The organism is Pacificitalea manganoxidans (assembly GCF_002504165.1).
GTDB lineage: Bacteria > Pseudomonadota > Alphaproteobacteria > Rhodobacterales > Rhodobacteraceae > Pacificitalea > Pacificitalea manganoxidans.
In genome coordinates, this window is record NZ_CP021404.1 from 1,401,940 (window position 1) to 1,420,995 (window position 19,056).

A 19,056-nucleotide genomic window follows, 5' to 3' on the forward strand; every position below is an offset into this window, starting at 1 on the left:
ATGCTCAGCCCGCGCAATTGCGCCGCCGGGCCGCGTTGCCGCTATTGCCGCTGCCGAAACCGGCCAGCTGCACGGACAGATCGAAACTCGTCGTCGGCTCCACACTAGTCGAGGAGGTGAACCGACGCGAGAGGGAAAGATCGACCGACACGCAATCCCCGGCATAGGTCAGCCCAAGCGCGGCCTTGGCGGCGCGGTCGGTTTCGAAATCATAGCGGATGTCGACCTCGGACTGCCAACTGCGCGACAGCGCCCATGTGCTGTCCACGGTCAATTCGGACACGTCCTCATCAATGCCCTCGGCCTCGCTTTCGGCCATCCAGATGTAGCTGGTGCCCAGTTGCAGCGCGTCATTGGCGTAATCCAGCCGCAGTTCGTTCTTGGAGAAGCCGAACCCGTCATCGAACAGCGCGCGGTTGGTCAGGCCGACATTGCCCGGCAGGTCCAGTTCCATCGCGGCAAGCCAATCGGAGCTTTGGCCTTCCAGCGGCTCGTAGCCATCGAATTCGCCCAGATCCTCGGCCCGCAGGATGCGGCCCACGGTGACGCCCATCGACCAGCCCGCGGGATCGTGCCGGGTCCAGCCCAGCCCGACATTGGCGCGCAGGCCGCTTTCATACTGATCTCCACCGGGGAAGCGCGACAGCGAGAACAGGTTGCCCTCGTCCAGTTCCGGCTCCGTGCTTTCGTCATTGGGCACGTCGTCGGTATCGGGGGAATAGACCAGTTGCACCACCGGCTCCAGCAGGTGGCTGGCACCGCCGGAGGTGGATTTCAGCAGCGGCCAGCGCAATTCCACCGCCGCGGCGGGAATGGCGCGGGTGACAGTGCTGTCGAAATCGTCGTCCTGCGAAATGCCGGTATGATCCAGCACCAGCGCGGTTTCGGCCTCGATCAGCAGGCCATTGGGGGTGACCCAGTCGCGTTGCCAATCGAAGGTGGCGGCGATGCGGCCAATGTCACGGCCTTCGTCATCGACCTCAGACGAGCGGTAATGCCCGTGACCTTCGAGCGAGGCGGTGACGACCCCGCCCAAGGGCGTGTCGTGGAACCGGCGTTCCCATGTGCTGTCAAAAACCAGCGTTGGCTGGGTGCGATTGTTTTCGGTCGAGCGCAGGGAATAGTAATTCACGAACTCCGCAGTGATCAGTTCGTCGCGCTTGACCCGCTGCAATTCGATGGCGCTGTCGAGCCGGTCTTTCGACGAGTAATCGTAATCGAGCAGGTAGCCGTTATCCGTCACCGTTTCGATATCGAAGGTCAGCTCAAAGTCGCGGGGCAGGTCGAACGCGCCTTCTGCAAAGAGATAGGCGCGGGTCTCATCGTCCAGAATATCGTCCTGCGTGATCGCCCCGTTCAATTCGATATCGCCATTGCGGAACGCCTGCCGGTAGCGCAGTTCCACGGTGCGGGTGAAATTCGACGACAGATAGGGCGTCACGGTCAGGTCGCGGTGATCGCCCAGCGTGATAAAATAGGGCAGCTTGATCCCGAAACCCAACTGGTCGGTCGAGCGGAATTCAGGCGTCAGCAGGCCGGTCGCGCGCTCCAGCGAAGGGTCGGGCAGGCGCAGGCGCGGCAGATAGAACACCGGCACACCGGCGATTTCGAACCGCGCGTTGTGGAAATAAAGCTGCTGCGCGTCTTCGTCATGAATGATGCGTTCGGCGCGGATCTGCCACAGCGGCACCGGGTTCGATGCGCAGACGGTGCAGGACGAGGCCACGGCCTTATATAGCTGGGTGTAGCGCCCGCCGACGCGGTTGATTTCGGTCGCGGCCAGTTGCAATTGCTGGGCCAGCACCATCCGAGCGGAGCGTAGGATGCCGTTTTGCAGATCATCGGACAGTTCCGCCTGCGACGCGACAAGGATGGTGCCGTCATCGGTCACCATATAGATCGGGCCGTCGATCGTCAGTTGGTCGGCGCTGGCATCATAGGTGATGGTCTGGGCCTTCAGGCGGATGCCATCGACCAGCACCTCCACCGCGCCGGACGCGATCAGGCGGTTGTCGCCCGCGATCTCGACCCGGTCGGCGATCAGCATGGCGGTGTCGTTTTCCGCCGCGCGGCCTTCGGCGGGCACCAGCATCTGCGCGGGGGCGGTGACGGGCAGGATCAGCCCCGCGCCCAGCGTGGTGGCGGCAAGCAGGGCGGCATGGGCCGGGCTTAGAAGGGCACGCATCACCCGTCCTCCAGATGAAACAGCAGACCAAGCGAAAGCAGGATCGCGGCCACGGGCGGCGACCATGCCGCCAGCGCCACCGGGATCTGACCGTTTTCGCCGAGAATCTGCGCGAAGTTGCGGATGAAAAAGACGCCAAGCCCCAGCAGCAGCGCCGACAGCACCATCACCCCGGTGCGACCGAACCGGGTGTGGCGCATGGTAAAGGCCGCGCCGATCAGCAGCATGGCCAGCAGAAAGACCGGCGTCGCCAACTGCATCTGCAACCAGACCCGGTGCAGCCGCGCGGAAAACCCGGCCCGGTCCAGCGACGCGATGAAGGCGGGCAATTCCCAGATCGGGATCGCTGACGGATCGCCAAAGCTGTCGCGGATCTGGTCGCGGGTCAGGGTGGAGGCAAGGCTGTAGGTGTCAAGCACCTGCGCGTCCCGCTCGGGATTGGTGCTGCCGACGAGATCCCAGACCTTGGCCGAGCGCATCTGCCATTCGCCGGTCGCCAATTCCGCGCGCTCCGCCTCGATCCGGCTGACGGGCGTGCCGGTCGGATCGATGCCGATGAAGGTGACGTCATAGAACACGGTGCCGTCGGGATTGGCCCGCTCCGCCCGGATCACGGTTTGCCCGTCGGGATTGCCCTGCCGCAGCCACAGCCCCTCCTCGGAGACCGACAGCACCCGGCGACCGCCGCTGTCGAGCTGTTCGGACCGCAGATCGTATTGCACCTTGGTCGCCGCGACGATCGGGTTGAACACCGTTACCGCCAGCGCGCCCAGCAGCAGCGCCCCGATCCCCGGCGCGACCAGCGCGCGGATCGCGGAACGCCCGGCGGCGCGGGTCACGACCATCTCGGACGTCCGCGCAAGCCCCAGAAACAGCGTCAGCGTGGCAAGGATCACCACCAGCGGCAAAATGGAATAGAGCGTCTCCGGCATCGCCAGCAGCGCCAGTTCCAGCGCGGTGGCAAAGCCAAGCGCGTCGCCTTCGAAGCGGCGGAACTGTTCGACCAGATCCAGCAGCGTCAGCAGCCCCAGAAACACCGCAAAGACGGTGCCGAAAGCGTAGAAGAACTTGCGCGCGAAATAGAGGTGCAGCTTCATGCGGGCTGGCCTCCGGCAGGGGATTTGCGCCTGCGTCGGAACAGGGCGGGTCGCCCGGCGAGCCATAGCATCACCACGGACATCCCCCCGCCCATCACGGTAGGCAGGTAGACCAGCGGCCACGCGGCGGGATCATTGCGCGCCACACCCGCCGCCGCCGTTTCCAGCATCTGAACGACGATCAGCAACACCACCGCCAGCACGATCTGCCGCCAGACGCCAAAGCGGCTGAACTGGCCCAGCATCAGCGCGGAAAACCCGATCAGCGCGGTCACCAGCGCCTGCAACGGCTGCACCATGCGCAGGTGGCCCTCGTAGTGGAAGATCGACGCGTCGCGGCGGGTGGCGTCCAAGGCGGCCTGCGTCGGACTGAACAGCATCGGGGTGCTGTATTCCCGCACATCCCGGCGCGAGCGGCCATTGCCGGTGATCAGATCGCCGATGTCATAGGCGGAATCGCTGAACCGGGTGACGAACAGGCGCTGCGTCGCTTCGGTAAAGGTCTGGGCGCTGCCATCGAACATGATGAGCTTGGGCCCGTCATCGCGGCGCAACAGCAGCGCGCGCTTGGCCATATAGGTCGTGCGTTGTCCGGCGGTGCGGGCGTCCGACAGGAACACATCCAGCAATTCGCCCTGCGCGCTGATCTCCCGAATATAGAAGGTGATGCCATCGGCGGGGTGCAGGAACTGCCCCTCGGTCAGAAACCGCGCGGTGATGTCATTGGCGATCTCGCCTTCGCGGTCGGCCAGCTGGGTGCGGCTGATGGGGACCAGCACATGCACCAGAACCGCCATCAGCAACGCCACCAGCAGCCCGAACATCGCCACCGGGCGCGCCAGCCGAAACGGCGAGAAGCCCGACGACTGCACCACGACCAGTTCGCTTTCCGAGGTCAGCCGATTGGTGACATAGACCGCAGCGATGAAGGCCGCGATGGGTAGCACCAGCCGGATCACATTGGGCAGAGAAAGCGCGGTGAATTCCAGAAACACGCCGGCGGATTGGCCATCCGCGATCAATTCGTCAAACAGCGACACCGCCCGGTTGACCCAGTAGACCGACACCAGCACCAGTGCGAAGAATCCAAACAGCACCATGAGCTGCGACAGGACGTATCTGTCAAATCTCGGCACGTTCGGACTGCTCCCCGATGCTGCGGCACAGGCCCCGCCCGGACCCGCCCCGGCGCGTTGATCGCGCCTGTTCCCTCGTCCGTGCGACCCTATCCGATAGGCGGCGGCGGGCAAACCGGAAAACCCCCGTCAGAACACCGATCGGCGGCAGGTGGTGCACGCACGCAAAGGTTCCGGCGGGGGAAGGGCGATCCCAGGATCACGGGGAGGGGCGCGTGGGGCGGGCTCGGGCGAGGCGCGCCGCTGAGCTGTGGTCAGATGCTGGCTCGCGCGGCGCGGTTGCCGCGATAGCCAGCATTGCGCCTGACTGATGTGAGCATCCGGCGCGATCCTAGTCGGCGATCACGTCCTGACGCTGGGTGCCCAAGCCCTCGATGCCCAACTCGACGACATCGCCGGGCTGCAGGAAACGGGGTGGTTTCTGCCCCAGCCCAACGCCCGGAGGTGTGCCAGTAGAAATGATGTCTCCGGGGTGCAGGGTAAAGAAGTTGCTCAGATAGGAAATCAAATGCGCGATCCCGTAGATCATTGTGGCCGAGGACCCGTTTTGCATGCGCTCTCCGTTCACTGTCAGCCACATAGGGAGGTTCTGAGGGTCGTCGACCTCGTCGGGCGTCACAAGCCAAGGGCCCGTCTGGCCGAAGTTGTCGCAGGATTTGCCTTTCGTCCATTGACCGGAGCGGGCCGTTTGAAAGTCGCGCTCGTACACGTCGTTGATGACGCAATATCCGGCAACATGGTTCAGCGCATCCTGTTCGGAAACATACTTGGCCGGCTTCCCGATCACGATGCCCAGTTCGACCTCCCAATCGGTCTTTTCCGAACCGCGAGGGATAATGATCGGATCGTTCGGCCCGCAGACGGCGCTGCTGGCCTTCATGAAGATGATGGGTTCCGGCGGAACAGTCGCCCCTGCTTCTGCTGCGTGGTCGGAATAGTTCAGCCCGATGCAGATGAATTTTCCCACCGCCCCGACACAGGCGCCGAGCCGGGGGTGACCCTCGACAATGGGCAGATCGTCCATCGTGATGGGAAGGTCACGCAGCCGCGTCAGCACGTCCCCTGCAAGGTCGTCGATCACACCGGACAGGTCGCGGCAGTTCCCATCGTCATCAATCAGGCCGGGTTTCTCATGGCCGCGGTCGCCGAATCTTACAAACTTCATGACATTTCCTTTCGGGGCTGGCGGGCGTTGTTTTCCCGCGAGACGGTTTTGTGGGGAGGGGCGTTGACAGGTCAGCGCACAAGGAAGAGCGCGATGTCAGGCACGAAAAATACCAGCATCAGGACCGCAATCTGCAACAGGATGAACGGGCCAAAGGATCGGTAGATCGTCGGCAGATCGATCTCTGGCGGGGCGACGCTTTTAAGGAAGAACGCGGCGGAGCCGAATGGCGGCGACAGGAAGGCGACCTGCATGCTCATGCTGAACAACACGCCGAACCAGACCGGATCGAAGCCGTAGCTGCGCACGATCGGCATGAAAATCGGCATCGTGAGCAGGATGATCCCGATCCAGTCCATGAACATCCCCAGAATGAAGAAGATCAGCAGCATGATGAGGATCGTGCTCGATGGTGACAGGTTCATATCTGCGAGAAGGGACGCAATGTAGCGATTGCCACCGGAGAGACTGAACGCGCCCGCCAGCACCGTCGCACCGAACACGACCCACATGATCGCACCGGTGGATCGGAAAGTGCCCTCCATGGCACCTGCAAAAAGATCGAACTGAAATTCCCCGCGGATCGCGATGATCAGCAGGGTGACGCCGACCCCCATGGCCGCGGCTTCGGTGATCCCGGTAATGCCGCCGTAGATCGAGCCCATCACAACCGTGACGATGAGCAGCGGTGGCACCAGACCATGCGCGATGATCAGATCCTGACGTTTCTGGGTGATCAAGATTGCGATCAGTTGGAGCGCCGCGCAGGTTCCAATGCCGATGCTGACAGAAGTGGCCCCCTCCGCGCCGGCCTGAGCGCCAATGACCCCTGCCGCCCCACCAATGGCAAACGGGGCCAAGGTCAGCGTCATTTCGATCAACGGGTGCCCGCCCCGTTCTTGCGGTGTCGCAGGCGGGCGCTCGACCACCGGTGCGAGTGCGGGGTTCAGGTTAACCCGGATAATGATGTAGCCGATAAAGACAGCCCCGAGGAGCAATCCGGGAACAACGGCGGCGACGAACATGTCATTGATCGATGTCTGCGTGATCAGCCCATACATGATAAGCACGACCGAAGGCGGTATCATCGTCCCAAGCGAGCCGCAGGCGCAGATCGTCCCGATCGTCAGATGCTTGTCATAGCCGAGGCGCAGCATCTGAGGCAGCGCAACCAAGCCCAGCAGCACAATTTCGCCCCCGATGATGCCGGACATTGCGGCCATGATGACGGCCATGCCCGCGGTGGTGACCGCGACGCCCCCCCTGATCCGGCACAAAAGCAGATTGAGGGCATCATACATGCGCTGCGCGATGGCGCTTCGCTCCAGCAGCATCGACATGAAGATAAACAGCGGCACGGCAAGAAGCGAAAAGGTTACGGCAAGATCGTAGATGCGCTGGGCGATCAGCGACAATCCGGCAGGGCCAAAGTTGATCCACAAAAGCGCGGCACCAATTGCGCCGGTGGAAAAGCCTAACGGCACACCGGCGATCAGCAGCACCACGAGCAGCGCGAACGCGAGAACGATGATTTCGGATGACATTTAACGGTCCTCGCTCGCGGCAGGGCGGCGGTGATAGGTCTCGACGAAGTTCAGCACGCTTTGCAAAAGCACCAACACCGAGACGATGAGGATCAGCGGCTTGATCGTAGCTGGGACGGGGGGATTGAAGGCGGTGCCGAGGCTCTCCCAGTTCAACAGGGCCTCCAAGGCACCATCGAGCCCGCCCGCGACTATCGCCACCACATAGGCGGTGAGCACGATCAGCGAGAAAAGCTCGCAAATCATGCGGGCCTTCACAGGCAGGTAGTCCACCACGGTCGTGATACTGATATGCGCGCGCTGTTGGGTCGCGTAGAGCCCGGCGACAAGGTAGATGATCGCGGCGAGCCAAACCGAAAATTCGTTGACCCAGATCGTCGGGCCCGCAAACACATAGCGCTTGATCACTTCGTAGATCATCGCAGCCGCGATAACGGGCAGCAAAAGCATGGTGATCCGCGACGCAATGCCCAGCAGGCGCGACGTCATCGGGGTCGTTCTGGACCCGACCACCCACGAAAGAAATTTGCCGATTTGCATGTAAGAGCCCCCCATTTGGTCACAGCGGCGCTGTGGGTCCGACGCGGCTCAGCCACGCCTCTAGGCGCGGCTGAGCCGTAGGTTCACTCGAGGATGCCGAGTTTGCGCATGTAGTCGGAATGCGCTTCGACGATCTCGATGGCGAGGTCATTGCCTGCCGCATAGTCCATCCAGCTGGACCGGGCAGCTTCGCGGAACTTCTGTCGGTCCTCCGCGCTCCAGTCCTGAATGGTGACGCCGGCATCGGTCAGTTCGACGAGCGCCTGACTGTCCAGCACCTCGGCAGTGACGGCGAGATCGAGGGCGAGCTTCTTCAGGGCCACCTCCATCATGCGCTGCATTGCCTCGGGCAGTTCGTTCCACGCGTCCTTACGGCAGGCGAGGTGCTCAGTCGGCATGGCGTGAAAGCCGGGGAACGTCGCGTATTTGGCCCGGTCAAACAGACCCAGCGACACATTGGTGCTCAGCGTCGAGGCATCGGCGCCGTCGATCACCCCAGTTTCCAGCGCGGTCGGAACCTCGCCAAAATCCATCACGACAGGACGCGCGCCGAAGGAGGCGAAGATGCTGCTTTCAAGTCCGGGGGGCGACCGGAATTTCCATGCATCGAGGTCATCAACCCCGGCGAGCGAAGCGACGGACACAAGGGATTCGTGCCCTTGCAGCCACCAGCCGACGAACTGCATGTCATACTCGTCATAGAGTTTCTGCGTCAGTTCGCGCCCGCTGCCGTGGTCGAGCCACGACAGCATCTGATACGGCGTTTCATAGCCGCCCATGATGTCGCCGACGAACTGAAACGCCGAATTTTTCCCGGCGTTGTTCGTGGGGCCCGTCATATCGCAGTCGAGGATACCTTGCGTCGTGGCGCCAAAGGTCTGAGACGCCGCGACCACCTCGCTGGAATAGTGCATCTGAATGGCCAACTCGCCACCCGACATCGTTTCGACGTCATCGACGAACTGCGCGACCAGCTTACCGGCGGGGGACTCGGACGCGTAATGGGTCTGAATCCGCAACTCCGCCGCGGACGCGATCCCGGCCATGCCGCACATCGCAACGGCGGGCATGATTGCACAGGCTTTCCACCTTACTTTCTTCATGACTTTCCTCCCTGATCCAACCTTCGCGGAGGTCCGCAAAGATTTGTGTTGCGTGTATTGCAACAGTTGCATATATAGCAACTTAATGACTTTGCGTCAACGGGTCGGGGTGTCCGGTCTGGGGTCGCAGCGTTGAGGATTGATTGGTCAAATCCGAAGCTGTAATTAAAGATCTGGCCGGAACTGAGAGTTTGGGAAAATTATGGGCACAGAAAATCTGAGTCATTTGGGAAGAGCGTTCGCCGTTCTGGAATCCCTCGTGGAGCCAAAAAGCTCCGCTGAAATTTCCCGAGAACTCGATGTCAATAGGAGCACGGCGCTGCGTTTGCTTCGAGAGTTGGAGGCCATAGGATACGTTCGGCGGGAGCCCGACAATCTAATGTTTGCACTCGATGCCAATCGGATTCGAAAGCTATACGCGGGGCGAGAAATAGACCCGGCAAACTGGCGAGATAAGTTCGATACCTTTCTTAAGACTATACGCGATGAGTTTGGTGAAGCGGCTATTTTAGGCGTGCCGGCCAATAATTCGATGGTCTATGCATCCTATCTCGATTCCAATAACGTCGTCGCGGTTCGTGAACAAATTGGCACGGTGCGGTCGATGCATTGCTCTGCATTAGGGCAGGCGTATCTATCGACGATGGATGAGCCGAAATTGACCGAGCTGCTGAAGGATATTTCATATCTTGAGGGCACCTCGCGCGCGCCGCAAAATGAAAAAGAGTTGCGTGAACGTCTCGTGGCGATACGCGAACGTGGATATGCCATCGACAACGAAGAAACTTTCGAAGGCGGTATGTGCGTGGCGGTGCCAGCCAAGGTGGAGGGTAAGGTCATCGGCTCTCTCGGGCTGTCGGGGCCAGCTTCGCGGATGGTAAAGAAAGCGGAGGAGGCCGGCGCCCGGCTGATGGAGTTCGTGAGCGCTCACTAAGGTTTCAACATTAGGGGCGCAGAACGCACCGGCCAAGGATCTGTCCCTGCGACAGCGATTGAAGCGCATCATTGACGTCATCAAGGGCATATCGGTCGGTTACGGCGGAAACGATGCGCTCATTCGCGGCCAATTCGATGACCGCCGCCAGATCGTCGCGGCTGCCGCCCCGCGTTCCGAGAATGGTCATCTGCGACCGCGACATGTCCTTGGGGGAAACTGTGATGCTGTCTTCGCCATAGCCGACGAAGACATATCGCCCGTTTCGATCCAGAAGCTGGCGACCCAACGCAAATGTCGCTGCGTTACCAACGAAGTCCAGCACGCAATCGGCCAGCCCGGCATCGGACGGCGGACTTGTGTCAGCGTCCACAACGCTGGTGCGAACGCCAGAGGCGAGCGTCTGGGCCCAGTCCAGCTTGGCCTGCACCCTGTCCAGCGCGAGGGTTTCGGCGCCTGCCAGGGCAACAAACTGTAGGGCATAGGCCGCGACACCGCCGACGCCGATCATGGCCACTCGCTGTCCCGGCAATATCTGGGCGCGGTCCACTGCGTGATAAGCCGTCAGCGCCCCGTCGCATAGGACCGCGCCGTCCTCCCATGAAACAGACCGAGGTAAATGAACCAGCTGCGCGGCGGGCACGCATACATATTCTGCATATCCACCCGAAAAGCCATCGATGCCAATGACCCCCATTAAATCGGGGTCCATTTGATCGCGGTGTTTTTGACCGGCCCGAGCAAGAGGTGAAACAAAGATATAGGGAAGAACGCGATCACCCACGGCAAAGTCATTGACGTTGGGGCCGAGTTTTACGACCTCTCCGGTAAATTCGTGACCCATAATGAATGGGAGCTTCGGAGCATAGCCGGATCCTTTGCATAGTTTTAAATCCGTTCCATCGATGCCGCAGGCACGAACGCGGATAAGAACCTCGTCATCTCCGGGATGCGGAGTTGGTGCATCAATGATGGAAAGCGGTTTTCCAAACTGTGTTAAGGCAGCGGCTTTCATTATGACCCTCCGGAGGATGCGCAGATGATGTGATTACTGATTGCAGACCAGTCCTACGAACCGCTCGTAATGCTGCATATGGGTGCCTACCGCGTGGCGTGGGGCGGGCCATGAAAACAGATCCCATGCGACGGGAATATTTCTATTTTTGTATAGCCGCCCGATTTCGTCAAAATCTACTTTCCCTTCAGTTGGCGGAAAATGCACCTCGGATGACAGGAAGTCGGTGTCGGAGTAATGCAGCAGATTGGTGGCAGCGATCACCCCCGGCGTAAGGAGCGACGTCAGATCCTCTTTCAACGCGACCCCGAAATGCGCAAAATCAAAACATATCCCGGCCCCCGCTGCGACGAGGGAGGCGCCAAGGTCTTCGATCGCGCGGTGCGTCAGGGCGAACGTGAAAGGGTGCAGCTCGCAGGTTAGTTCGGGAGGAGTGCTCAGGCCCGACTTGTCCCGAGCGGCGTTGATGACGTCGGCCAGGGTTTCGCACGCAGACCCGATTTCAGACGGATTATCGACGATGCCATCCCAAAACAGGACGCGCGGTGCACCCATGGCATGCGCCCACCGCATGTGACGGGCAAGACCATCGATGGTCGCCTGCCTGTCATCCCGGTTGCCATACGGCTGGAAAGACGGGTCACCGGCGACGTTCAATGTTGAGACGATCAGGCCTTGGTCCCGGATCAGCTGTCCAGTCGCGGCGGCATGCGCCTCCAGCACGGGCACGTTCGGAAAACCCGCGCCCAGATGGCTGCCATGCACCTCCATCGCCTGAAAGCCCAGATCGCGATTGAGTTTCACCGCCGTTTCGACATCGTCCCGGATCGCCAGCAATGTCGAGCCAATAGTCACTCCAGCATCGGTCGTCATCTTTCTCCCCCCTTTCACGCATGTAGTGTAGCGGCGCAGCGGCCCTGTGCCGTGCCCCGCCCAATTTGATTAACCGGCCAGCCCGATCATTGCACGGGCCTCAGCGGGGGTCGCGATGTCCCGGCCAAGGTCGCGCGCGATGCGAACAATTTTCTCGACAAGCTCTGCGTTCGACTTGGCGTATTCGCCGGGCGTAAGGAACGGATTGTCTTCCATCCCGACACGGACATGGCCGCCCAAGCTGATCGCGGTCGACAGCACGCTCCACTGTGCTTCGGGGTCCATCACGCTGGTGTTCCAAGTGAACCCGTCGGGGCAGTGATCTGCCATATAGGTCATGGCTTGCACGGTCGGGGGCGTCCAGCATCCGCCTTTCCAGCCAAGGAAGAAGGTCACCCAAGGGTTGTCTTCCAGCAGGCCTTCTTCCTGCATGCGCATGGCGTTCCAGATGCCACCATACTGGAAAGCTTCGATTTCCATTTTGACGTTATTCTTGCGGGTTTCGCGGCAGTAGTCGCGCAGTTCGTCCCGCGAATGGATGGCATATAGTTCAACCGGGTTGGGGTCATTTTCGTAATCGAAGCATTCGTCATGCGCGTTAAAGCAGGTGGACAGCATTTCGGGCTGCTGGGCCTCGATCAACTTCATGCGCTGGTCGAACCGCCCGTTGGCGATGCCATACTGGATGATGGCGTCCACTTCGGAGGTGATCCCTTCGCGCAGAACGCCCCAGCCGGGGATGTCGAGGTCGGACATCTTGGTTCCGTCGTCCCGCAGCTTCTCGTCTACGGTGTAGGGGCCGTGCAGGTGGCAGATACTTGCCCCGGCATTGACCGACCGGACATATTCCTCAGCGACAGCCGGGATGCCCTTTGGGGTCGGGTTGTTGGGGTTGCTGGGATACGACATGGTCGAATCGCAAGTGACGGTGATGACTAGCTTTTCCATTTCAGCTCCGTTGTTGGGTGTGCGGAATGAGGTGTCAGATGGGTGCGGCGGAAGCGGCTGATTGGGCGCTCCCGAAATGCCGGCGAAACGTATCGAGTGACGCGTGGAAGCCGTCTGCGAAGCTGCCGCCGTCGGGGCGGTAGACGCTTTCTAGAGAGACATATCCCTCGTATCCCTTGGCGCGCAGGCCCTGAGCGAGCGGGGCAAGGTAGGGGGCCATGTCCCCGTGGCCTATTTCGCAGTGCTGGATGCGGGCCCCGGCGATATCGAGCCGCATGTCCTTGATATGGACATGACCGATATGGCGTGCGTCGAGGCTGTCGAGGCCCTCCGGCGCAGGACGTTCGGAGTAGAACAAACAATTGGCAGGATCCCAGAGGATCGCGATATTGTCGGCGTCGAGCGCATCAATCAGGCGGCGCCCCAGCGTGGCCGAACTGATGGCCGAATTCAGGCCGGTTTCCAGAACGAGTGTGGTTGGGCCCGCAAGGGCGCTTGCGGCTTGGATCATCTCCAGAAGCTGATCCCACAGGGCCGTGTTGACGTTCCATGCCTCCGCGCCGCCACCGCCAAACAGAAACATCTCCTTGCGGAAGTTCATCACGCGCACCGTCGGGCAGTCGCATGCGGCAGCAAACTCAAGGCAGGCTTTCAGCTTGTCCAGTTCTGCCGACAGCTTTGCGGGGTCTTGGATGAGGTCGTCGATCGCGCAGTTGTGGAAGGTGTGCCCGGTGACGCAAGCGACCGGCAATCCGAAATTTGCCAGATGTCGCCGGGCATCCTGAACTTCGGCGGGCGAAAGCGCATGGATCTGCTTGCCGCCGATGTGCTGCAGTTCGACAGCTTGCAGACCGGCCTTGGCGGCGACGGATAGCGCCTGCGCAAGATCTGGGCAAAGTCCATCGGTGATGACGCTGAGCTTCACCTTGTTCACCACTCGACCGTGGCGCCTGATATGCCCTCGATCACCTTGGTGACGGCCCAGTTGTCTTCTTCAGGGAATTTCGCGGCGCCCGACTTGAACAATTCATGCGCTGCGGATGCGACGAAGAGGGGGGAGCCGACGCTGTGGCTGACCCGCAGGCTGATGCTGAGGTCTTTGTTCATCGTGTGGACGGAGCTTCCGGTGCCCGTGAACTTCCGGTCCATCACCCATTCGGTTGCCTGACGCAGAAGCGGGCTGCCGACCCAACCGGATGTGAAGACGTCGTAAATGACTTGCCCCTTCACGCCGGCCTTCGCGCCGAGCGCCAGCGCTTCAAATAGCCCAGCAAGCGTGCTGCCAATAAGCGCCTGAAGCGCAGCTTTGACGCTTTGGCCCGCGCCGATCTCTTCGCCGACATGGTGGATCGTCCCGCCCACGGCATCGAGCAGCGGCTTATGCGCGTCAAACACGGTTTGTTTTGCGGCGGCCATAAGCACCAATGTGCCCGCAGATGCGCCGATCAACCCGCCGGTGACAGGGGTGTCGATGATCTCCACGCCCTTGGCGATGCAGGATTTTTCGATTGCGCGGATCTCATCGGGAATGATGGTGGAGGAAATGATGATCGTGGAGCCAGCGGACATGGTGTTCAGCAGCCCGTGTTCGCCGCTGATCACGCTTTCGACCTGTGCGCCGTCCATCACCATGACAAAGGCCACATCGACCTGTGCGCCGATGTCAGCGGCACTGGAGGCGATCGTGCCGCCCTTTGCACGAAGCGCGTCCAGCTGGGCCTGACGCAGATCGAAGCCGACAACGTCAAAGCCTTCGCGCAACAGGCAGCACGCCATGGCAAAACCCATGTCGCCCAAACCGATGAAGCCAACCTTCTTTTTGTCAGGCACTGGTAGTTCCTCCTCAACTCCGGTGTTGTTGCTCAATGCGCAACATGATGCATAATGCGCAACGCGTTAAATCTGTCAATAATGAGAAGCGGAAATTCCGGAATAAAAACTGAAATGGATTTTTACCGTTATCCACGCCCTTCAGATCCGGTGAAACGACCCGGATTAAAATAGACAGGATAGGTATTTTCTGCTCTACGGTCGGTAGGTCAGGGCATCATTTCGACGCCTGCGCAGACGCTTAAAGCCTGGCCAGTGATCATTTTTCCGAATGGCGAAGCCAGATACAGCGCCATATTTGCGATATCCTGCATTTCGACAGTGGATTGAAGGCAGCTGAATTCGACGACTTCCGCCCTCATTTCTTCGAATGTAATTCCGCGTTCTTTCGCTCGGGTCGACCAAACCGTTCTGAACCGGTCACCGTTGACGTGGCCCGGCAAGATCGCGTTCACGCGTATGCCCTTTGCCCCAAGTTCAAGAGCGAGGCTGCGGGTAAATCCCACCACGCCCCATTTCGCGGTCGCGTAGGCGGAGCGGTTGCGAAAGGCGAGGCGGCCCGCCACGGAGCTTAGGTTGATTATCGCACCGCCGCTTGCAGGCATCAGCTTCACGGCTTCCTGCGCACAACTGAATTGCGCAACATTGTTGATCGCGAATGTGCTTTCGACGGCGGCAATCGACAGATCCTCGATCGGTCCGATCGGCCCTGCGACGCCCGCATTGTTAATAAGGACGTCAACACCGCCCAGTTCCGCGCTGGCTGCGTTGAACATGTCGCGGATCGCGCTGGTGTCCGACACGTCGCAAACGGTGCCCCGAAGCGCTGGGTTCGCCGCCAGCGCATCGGCAAGCGCATCGGCGGACAGGTCGCTTATGAATACCTGCGCGCCCGCGTCGGCAAATGACTGGGCGACCACCAGTCCGATCCCCGACGCGGCGCCGGTGATGACGACCCTATATCCCTTAAGAGTGACAGGCAGGCGATCCACGGGGCAGGCTTGCAATGACATGGATGAGACTCCGGTTTACGGCTGCGTAGGGATAAAAACGGATCTGACGCTGACGCAAAGATCGCGAATATTGTAGATCAGCATCAATGCGCCACATATTGGCAGTGCGGAATAGGCGTATATCTTATCGAACTGCCAGAACGAGGTGAGTTCACGCGCGGCAAGCGCATATTTCGCGCCGTGAAAAATAAGAAGCGCGCAAAATGCCAGCTTCAGAACTTCGACAATAACCTGAATGAAGCGTGTAAGGCCTGGCATCAGATCTTCGATAAGAGTGACCTTATACAGCTCGTGGTCCCGCCAAAGACTGACGGTCGTAAGCAGCACAATCCAGATTATGAGAAACTCGACAAGCTCCAGCGGGCCGGACATCGACACGGAAATCAGCCGCAGAAGAATGCTGGACAGCAGCAGGAAGAACAGCAGCGTGATCAAGATGATTACGGCCATACGCAACGTGGCTGCCACTGCGCGATCAAGGTGCATCAAGGCGCGCATCAGTTGAACCCCATCTTGGAGGGAAGCCAGTTCACAAGGCCGGGGCTGAACGAAATGACGATCAACACCACCATGAGCGCCAGAATATAGGGCCACGCTTCGTCGAGGATGTCTTTGACCTTTACGTTGGCGACGGCGGCTACGGTAAACAAAACGAGCCCAACAGGCGGTGTCACCAGTCCGATCATGATGTTCAGGACTAGAATGACACCCAGATGAACGGGGTCGATGCCAATCATTGCCGCGATCGGCAGCAAAATTGGGACGGAGATGACAAGGACCGCAGCACCTTCAATAAACATCCCCAGCACCAGCACGGTGGCGTTTATCAAAAGGATAATGACCCAAGGATCGACCGATAGCCCGACAATGCCGGAGATGATTTCATTGGGAATGCGCTGTTGCACCAACACCCAGCCGAACGGCGCGGCAGCTGCCATGATAAACATCACCTGAACGGTTTGCTTACAGGACACCCACAGGATCTGCGGGATCTGGCGCAGCGACAGTTCGCGATAAAACAGGGTGCCAATCAGAAACGCATATGCAGCGGCCAGCACAGCGGTCTCCGTTGCGGTGGCGAGGCCAAGCAGCAGGCCGCCAAGCACAAGCACGGGCATGGCCAAGGCAGGCAGCGCATTTGCGATGATCCGCACGCTTTCGCGTAACCCAAGGTGGCGTTCGAATTTCGGCAGCCCTTTACGTTTTGCGGCAAGAGCGATTGCGATCATCAGGCCACCCGCCATCAGAAGGCCGGGCATCAAGCCCGCGATGAACAGCGCGCCGACCGACACATTGGCGAGGCTGGCATAGATCAGGAAAGGGATGCTCGGCGGGATAATCGGACCGATTGTGCTGGAGACGGCGGTGATCGCGGCGGCGTATTTGGCGCTATAGCCGGCGTCCTTCATCGCCTTCACTTCGATCAGGCCAAGCCCGGCCGCATCAGCGACTGCGGAGCCCGACATCCCCGAAAACAGGGTGCTTGAAATGACGTTCACATGTGCCAGCCCGCCCCGCACCCGCCCGACAAAGACCTGTGCCAGATCGAAAATTCGGGTCGTCATGCCGCCGAGGTTCATGATGTTGCCGGCGATGATGAAGAACGGAATGGCAAGCAGGGTAAATGTCGTGGTGCCGGAGTAGAACCGCTGGATAAAGATCGGAAGCAGATCAGGGCCGACGGTCACCCACATCGTGCCCGCTGCAACCAGTGAAATAGCGATGCCGATGGGCATCCCCCCGACCAAGAAGCCGATAAGGGACAGCACCAGTAAGAAAGCAGTCATAGAAAGTAACCTTGTTGGACGTCAGGCGACCCACCTACGCGGGCCGCCCTAAAGTCATGGCAGAATTCTCAGGCAGTGCGCCCGTCTTCTACGAAGGTCATCCATTTTTCCCATGTCTCGTTGCCGATACGCTCGCGCAGGATGTCATAGGAGGGCCCCATGAGTTCCCGGAACGGGGCGGTGTCGGGTTTCGTGACGATGAGACCTGCGGCCTCCAGCTTTGAAATCGTCTCGGCCTCGCTCGTCAGCAGGTTGGCCTGACATTCTTCGCCGGTCCGAAGCCCCTCCTCGGAGATGACTTGTTGGAACTCCGGGGACAGTTTGCTCCACGAGTTGGGATTCATGAGCATCATGCTCGCGGTGTAGATGTGGTTCGTCGTCGCCGCGAACTTCTGCACCTCATAGAACTTGTTCGCGTAGCTGACGGCGAGGGGGTTGTCTTGCCCGTCGACCACATTGCTGGCGAGGGCGAGATATAGTTCGTTGAACGCGATGGTCTGCGTCGTCGCACCCAATGCTTCGAGTGCCGACTTGATCGAAACTTCGGGCGGGACGCGCAGGTTCAGCCCGGCAATGTCGTCGGGCGTGTGGATTTCCCGCACGCTGTTGGTCAATGCCCGGAAGCCAAACACATAGTTGGCCACCCAGTGAAACTGGTTCCGCGCCAGCAACTCGCGCAGCCATGCATTGGCCGTGTCGCCCAGCACGCGATGGGCGTGGGCGTAATCGTCAAACTGATAGGGGATCTGAATGACGTTGGTTTCAGGGGCCTGCGTCTCGATCACCGGCGGGTTGGTGAGGTTGATGTCGACTGCGCCCATTTGCGTTTGCCGGGCCACGTCATGTGTCGTGCCCAGCTCGTTTTGCGGAAATACGTCGATCATCAGCTCGCCATTCGTGCGTTCTGCGACGCTGGCGGCGAAATCCTCGGCTGACTGATAGATCGGGTGGTCCGGGCCAACCCCATGAGCAAGCTTCAGGCGCGTCGCCGCGCGTGCCTTGCCGGGGATAATGACCGCCGTTGCAAGAACGGCCGACCCTGCCGTTCCTAGAAAATCTCGCCGTCTCAGATTGAATTTAGGCATGGTTTCCTCCTCCTACCATTCCAAATTTCGTCAAGCTGCGCGAACCTGCAGCCTGCCTGCTAAACCTCGTTGCGGGGGGCCTCCTCAAACAGACCCATAGACCGCAGCGCCTCCTCCCCGAGGGCGCGATCGCCATCCCAATGGGCTCCGCTGACGCCAATGGCGCCGATGATCTGTCCGTTAAAATACGCCAGCTGTCCGCCCCCGACCGTGATCAGGCGCGGGATTGCACCGGGAACGCCGTCGCGAATGGGCGCATCCGTTGCCACTGTTTCCTGCCAGCCATGTGTCGGGATGCGGGAAACCGCAGATGTATAGGCTTTGTCGATCGCCACGTTGATGCTGAGCAGCGCGGCGGTGTCGGACCGCCCGAACGCCACCAGATGCCCGGATGGGTCGACCACAGCGACCGAGACATCCTTGCCTGCGCGGGTCGCCGCATCCAAGGCCGCCGCGACAAGCCCGCGCGCCGTGTCATAGGATATGATATGCTGCGGGGTAGGCTTGACCGTCATCTTATGCCTCGGAGTTTTGAGCGAATTGGGTAAGATCGAACTCGTGTCCAATGTTCGGCAGCGCGCGCAGTGTTGCGTGTGACGCCATGTGTTGCACATTGCGCAACTAACGGGGTGTTGTCAACCTTTTTGAGCAGGCCACGGGTAATTCTGCCGCGAAAAACGGGTATCGCAGGGCCATGCTGGACTGAGTTGAACAGGCGTAAAGGGGCAGCGCCCCATGCGCGTTGCATCGCTTGCAACACGCTTGAAGCGGAACGCGCGTCCCGCACGATTAATCGCTAGA

General features: G+C 60.4%; 18 protein-coding genes and 1 pseudogene. 2 read left to right on the top strand and 17 right to left on the bottom strand.

Annotation, left to right across the window (positions count from 1 at the left end; translation table 11 throughout):
• Positions 1-4: 4 nt before the first annotated feature.
• From CBW24_RS06435 to dctP, 7 genes are all read right to left on the bottom strand, one after another.
• A complete protein-coding gene (locus tag CBW24_RS06435) occupies positions 5-2,185 on the bottom strand; it encodes an LPS-assembly protein LptD (protein ID WP_097373046.1) in 2,181 nt (726 codons plus the stop codon).
• The gene (gene lptG / locus CBW24_RS06440) at positions 2,185-3,282 is read right to left on the bottom strand and encodes an LPS export ABC transporter permease LptG (RefSeq protein ID WP_088661976.1); all 1,098 of its coding nucleotides are present in this window, start codon (positions 3,280-3,282) and stop codon (positions 2,185-2,187) included. Before lptG ends, CBW24_RS06435 begins: the two co-directional genes overlap by 1 nt.
• Complete coding sequence (gene lptF, locus CBW24_RS06445; RefSeq protein WP_097373047.1) at positions 3,279-4,418, bottom strand: LPS export ABC transporter permease LptF; 1,140 nt, start codon at positions 4,416-4,418, stop codon at positions 3,279-3,281. Before lptF ends, lptG begins: the two co-directional genes overlap by 4 nt.
• A 331-nt stretch (positions 4,419-4,749) precedes the next feature.
• Positions 4,750-5,583, bottom strand: coding sequence for a fumarylacetoacetate hydrolase family protein (locus CBW24_RS06450; protein WP_097373048.1), 834 nt, complete (start codon positions 5,581-5,583; stop codon positions 4,750-4,752).
• 71 nt (positions 5,584-5,654) lie between these two features.
• Positions 5,655-7,127 carry a TRAP transporter large permease gene (locus CBW24_RS06455; protein WP_097373049.1) on the bottom strand — a complete coding sequence of 491 codons (1,473 nt, stop codon included), beginning with the start codon at positions 7,125-7,127 and terminating at the stop codon, positions 5,655-5,657.
• Positions 7,128-7,616 (bottom strand): TRAP transporter small permease subunit, encoded by a 489-nt coding sequence (locus tag CBW24_RS06460; protein WP_157773090.1) that lies wholly within the window; start codon positions 7,614-7,616, stop codon positions 7,128-7,130. It lies immediately after the preceding gene.
• Positions 7,617-7,750: 134 nt separating this feature from the next.
• Entirely contained in the window at positions 7,751-8,770 is a 1,020-nt protein-coding gene (gene dctP, locus CBW24_RS06465) for a TRAP transporter substrate-binding protein DctP (protein WP_157773092.1), read from the bottom strand.
• Between the two features lie 202 nt (positions 8,771-8,972).
• On the opposite strand from dctP, the pseudogene CBW24_RS18790 reads away from it, so the two are divergent.
• Positions 8,973-9,128 (top strand): annotated as a pseudogene (locus tag CBW24_RS18790) (helix-turn-helix domain-containing protein); the annotation flags it as partial.
• 21 nt (positions 9,129-9,149) lie between these two features.
• A complete protein-coding gene (locus CBW24_RS06470) occupies positions 9,150-9,704 on the top strand; it encodes an IclR family transcriptional regulator (RefSeq protein ID WP_232530239.1) in 555 nt (184 codons plus the stop codon).
• A gap of 10 nt (positions 9,705-9,714) precedes the next feature.
• On the opposite strand, the gene CBW24_RS06475 is transcribed toward CBW24_RS06470, so the two are convergent.
• The 10 genes from CBW24_RS06475 to CBW24_RS06520 all read right to left on the bottom strand — a co-directional run bounded on the left by CBW24_RS06475 (position 9,715) and on the right by CBW24_RS06520 (position 18,770).
• On the bottom strand, positions 9,715-10,719 hold the full coding sequence (locus tag CBW24_RS06475) for an alcohol dehydrogenase catalytic domain-containing protein (RefSeq protein ID WP_097373053.1): 1,005 nt from the start codon (positions 10,717-10,719) through the stop codon (positions 9,715-9,717).
• Between the two features lie 33 nt (positions 10,720-10,752).
• Positions 10,753-11,592, bottom strand: coding sequence for a sugar phosphate isomerase/epimerase family protein (locus CBW24_RS06480; protein ID WP_097373054.1), 840 nt, complete (start codon positions 11,590-11,592; stop codon positions 10,753-10,755).
• Positions 11,593-11,661: 69 nt separating this feature from the next.
• Positions 11,662-12,540 carry a beta-keto acid cleavage family enzyme gene (locus CBW24_RS06485; RefSeq protein WP_088661967.1) on the bottom strand — a complete coding sequence of 293 codons (879 nt, stop codon included), beginning with the start codon at positions 12,538-12,540 and terminating at the stop codon, positions 11,662-11,664.
• A 34-nt stretch (positions 12,541-12,574) separates the two neighbouring features.
• Positions 12,575-13,474, bottom strand: a complete 900-nt coding sequence (locus CBW24_RS06490; protein WP_157773094.1) for a sugar phosphate isomerase/epimerase family protein — start codon at positions 13,472-13,474, stop codon at positions 12,575-12,577.
• Positions 13,471-14,370, bottom strand: a complete 900-nt coding sequence (locus CBW24_RS06495) for an NAD(P)-dependent oxidoreductase (protein ID WP_097373056.1) — start codon at positions 14,368-14,370, stop codon at positions 13,471-13,473. The genes CBW24_RS06490 and CBW24_RS06495 overlap by 4 nt, the downstream gene beginning before the upstream one ends.
• A gap of 209 nt (positions 14,371-14,579) precedes the next feature.
• Positions 14,580-15,383: an SDR family oxidoreductase gene (locus tag CBW24_RS06500; RefSeq protein WP_097373057.1), complete on the bottom strand. Its 804-nt coding sequence runs from the start codon at positions 15,381-15,383 to the stop codon at positions 14,580-14,582.
• Between the two features lie 15 nt (positions 15,384-15,398).
• Complete coding sequence (locus CBW24_RS06505) at positions 15,399-15,881, bottom strand: TRAP transporter small permease (protein ID WP_097373058.1); 483 nt, start codon at positions 15,879-15,881, stop codon at positions 15,399-15,401.
• Positions 15,881-17,170, bottom strand: coding sequence for a TRAP transporter large permease (locus CBW24_RS06510; protein WP_097373059.1), 1,290 nt, complete (start codon positions 17,168-17,170; stop codon positions 15,881-15,883). The genes CBW24_RS06505 and CBW24_RS06510 overlap by 1 nt, the downstream gene beginning before the upstream one ends.
• A 68-nt stretch (positions 17,171-17,238) precedes the next feature.
• Complete coding sequence (locus CBW24_RS06515) at positions 17,239-18,255, bottom strand: TRAP transporter substrate-binding protein (RefSeq protein ID WP_088661961.1); 1,017 nt, start codon at positions 18,253-18,255, stop codon at positions 17,239-17,241.
• Positions 18,256-18,314: 59 nt separating this feature from the next.
• Positions 18,315-18,770 (bottom strand): GlcG/HbpS family heme-binding protein, encoded by a 456-nt coding sequence (locus CBW24_RS06520; RefSeq protein ID WP_157773096.1) that lies wholly within the window; start codon positions 18,768-18,770, stop codon positions 18,315-18,317.
• Between the last annotated feature and the right edge of the window lie 286 nt (positions 18,771-19,056).

Excerpts from the sequence above, each read along its gene's own strand:
- CBW24_RS06435 (WP_097373046.1), bottom strand. The coding sequence starts at position 2,185 with ATGCGTGCCCTTCTAAGCCCGGCCCATGCCGCCCTGCTTGCCGCCACC.
- lptG (WP_088661976.1), bottom strand. The coding sequence starts at position 3,282 with ATGAAGCTGCACCTCTATTTCGCGCGCAAGTTCTTCTACGCTTTCGGC.
- CBW24_RS06450 (WP_097373048.1), bottom strand. The coding sequence starts at position 5,583 with ATGAAGTTTGTAAGATTCGGCGACCGCGGCCATGAGAAACCCGGCCTG.
- CBW24_RS06455 (WP_097373049.1), bottom strand. The coding sequence starts at position 7,127 with ATGTCATCCGAAATCATCGTTCTCGCGTTCGCGCTGCTCGTGGTGCTG.
- CBW24_RS06460 (WP_157773090.1), bottom strand. The coding sequence starts at position 7,616 with ATGACGTCGCGCCTGCTGGGCATTGCGTCGCGGATCACCATGCTTTTG.
- dctP (WP_157773092.1), bottom strand. The coding sequence starts at position 8,770 with ATGAAGAAAGTAAGGTGGAAAGCCTGTGCAATCATGCCCGCCGTTGCG.
- CBW24_RS06470 (WP_232530239.1), top strand. The coding sequence starts at position 9,150 with ATGTTTGCACTCGATGCCAATCGGATTCGAAAGCTATACGCGGGGCGA.
- CBW24_RS06475 (WP_097373053.1), bottom strand. The coding sequence starts at position 10,719 with ATGAAAGCCGCTGCCTTAACACAGTTTGGAAAACCGCTTTCCATCATT.
- CBW24_RS06480 (WP_097373054.1), bottom strand. The coding sequence starts at position 11,592 with ATGACGACCGATGCTGGAGTGACTATTGGCTCGACATTGCTGGCGATC.
- CBW24_RS06485 (WP_088661967.1), bottom strand. The coding sequence starts at position 12,540 with ATGGAAAAGCTAGTCATCACCGTCACTTGCGATTCGACCATGTCGTAT.
- CBW24_RS06500 (WP_097373057.1), bottom strand. The coding sequence starts at position 15,383 with ATGTCATTGCAAGCCTGCCCCGTGGATCGCCTGCCTGTCACTCTTAAG.
- CBW24_RS06505 (WP_097373058.1), bottom strand. The coding sequence starts at position 15,881 with ATGCGCGCCTTGATGCACCTTGATCGCGCAGTGGCAGCCACGTTGCGT.
- CBW24_RS06510 (WP_097373059.1), bottom strand. The coding sequence starts at position 17,170 with ATGACTGCTTTCTTACTGGTGCTGTCCCTTATCGGCTTCTTGGTCGGG.
- CBW24_RS06515 (WP_088661961.1), bottom strand. The coding sequence starts at position 18,255 with ATGCCTAAATTCAATCTGAGACGGCGAGATTTTCTAGGAACGGCAGGG.
- CBW24_RS06520 (WP_157773096.1), bottom strand. The coding sequence starts at position 18,770 with ATGACGGTCAAGCCTACCCCGCAGCATATCATATCCTATGACACGGCG.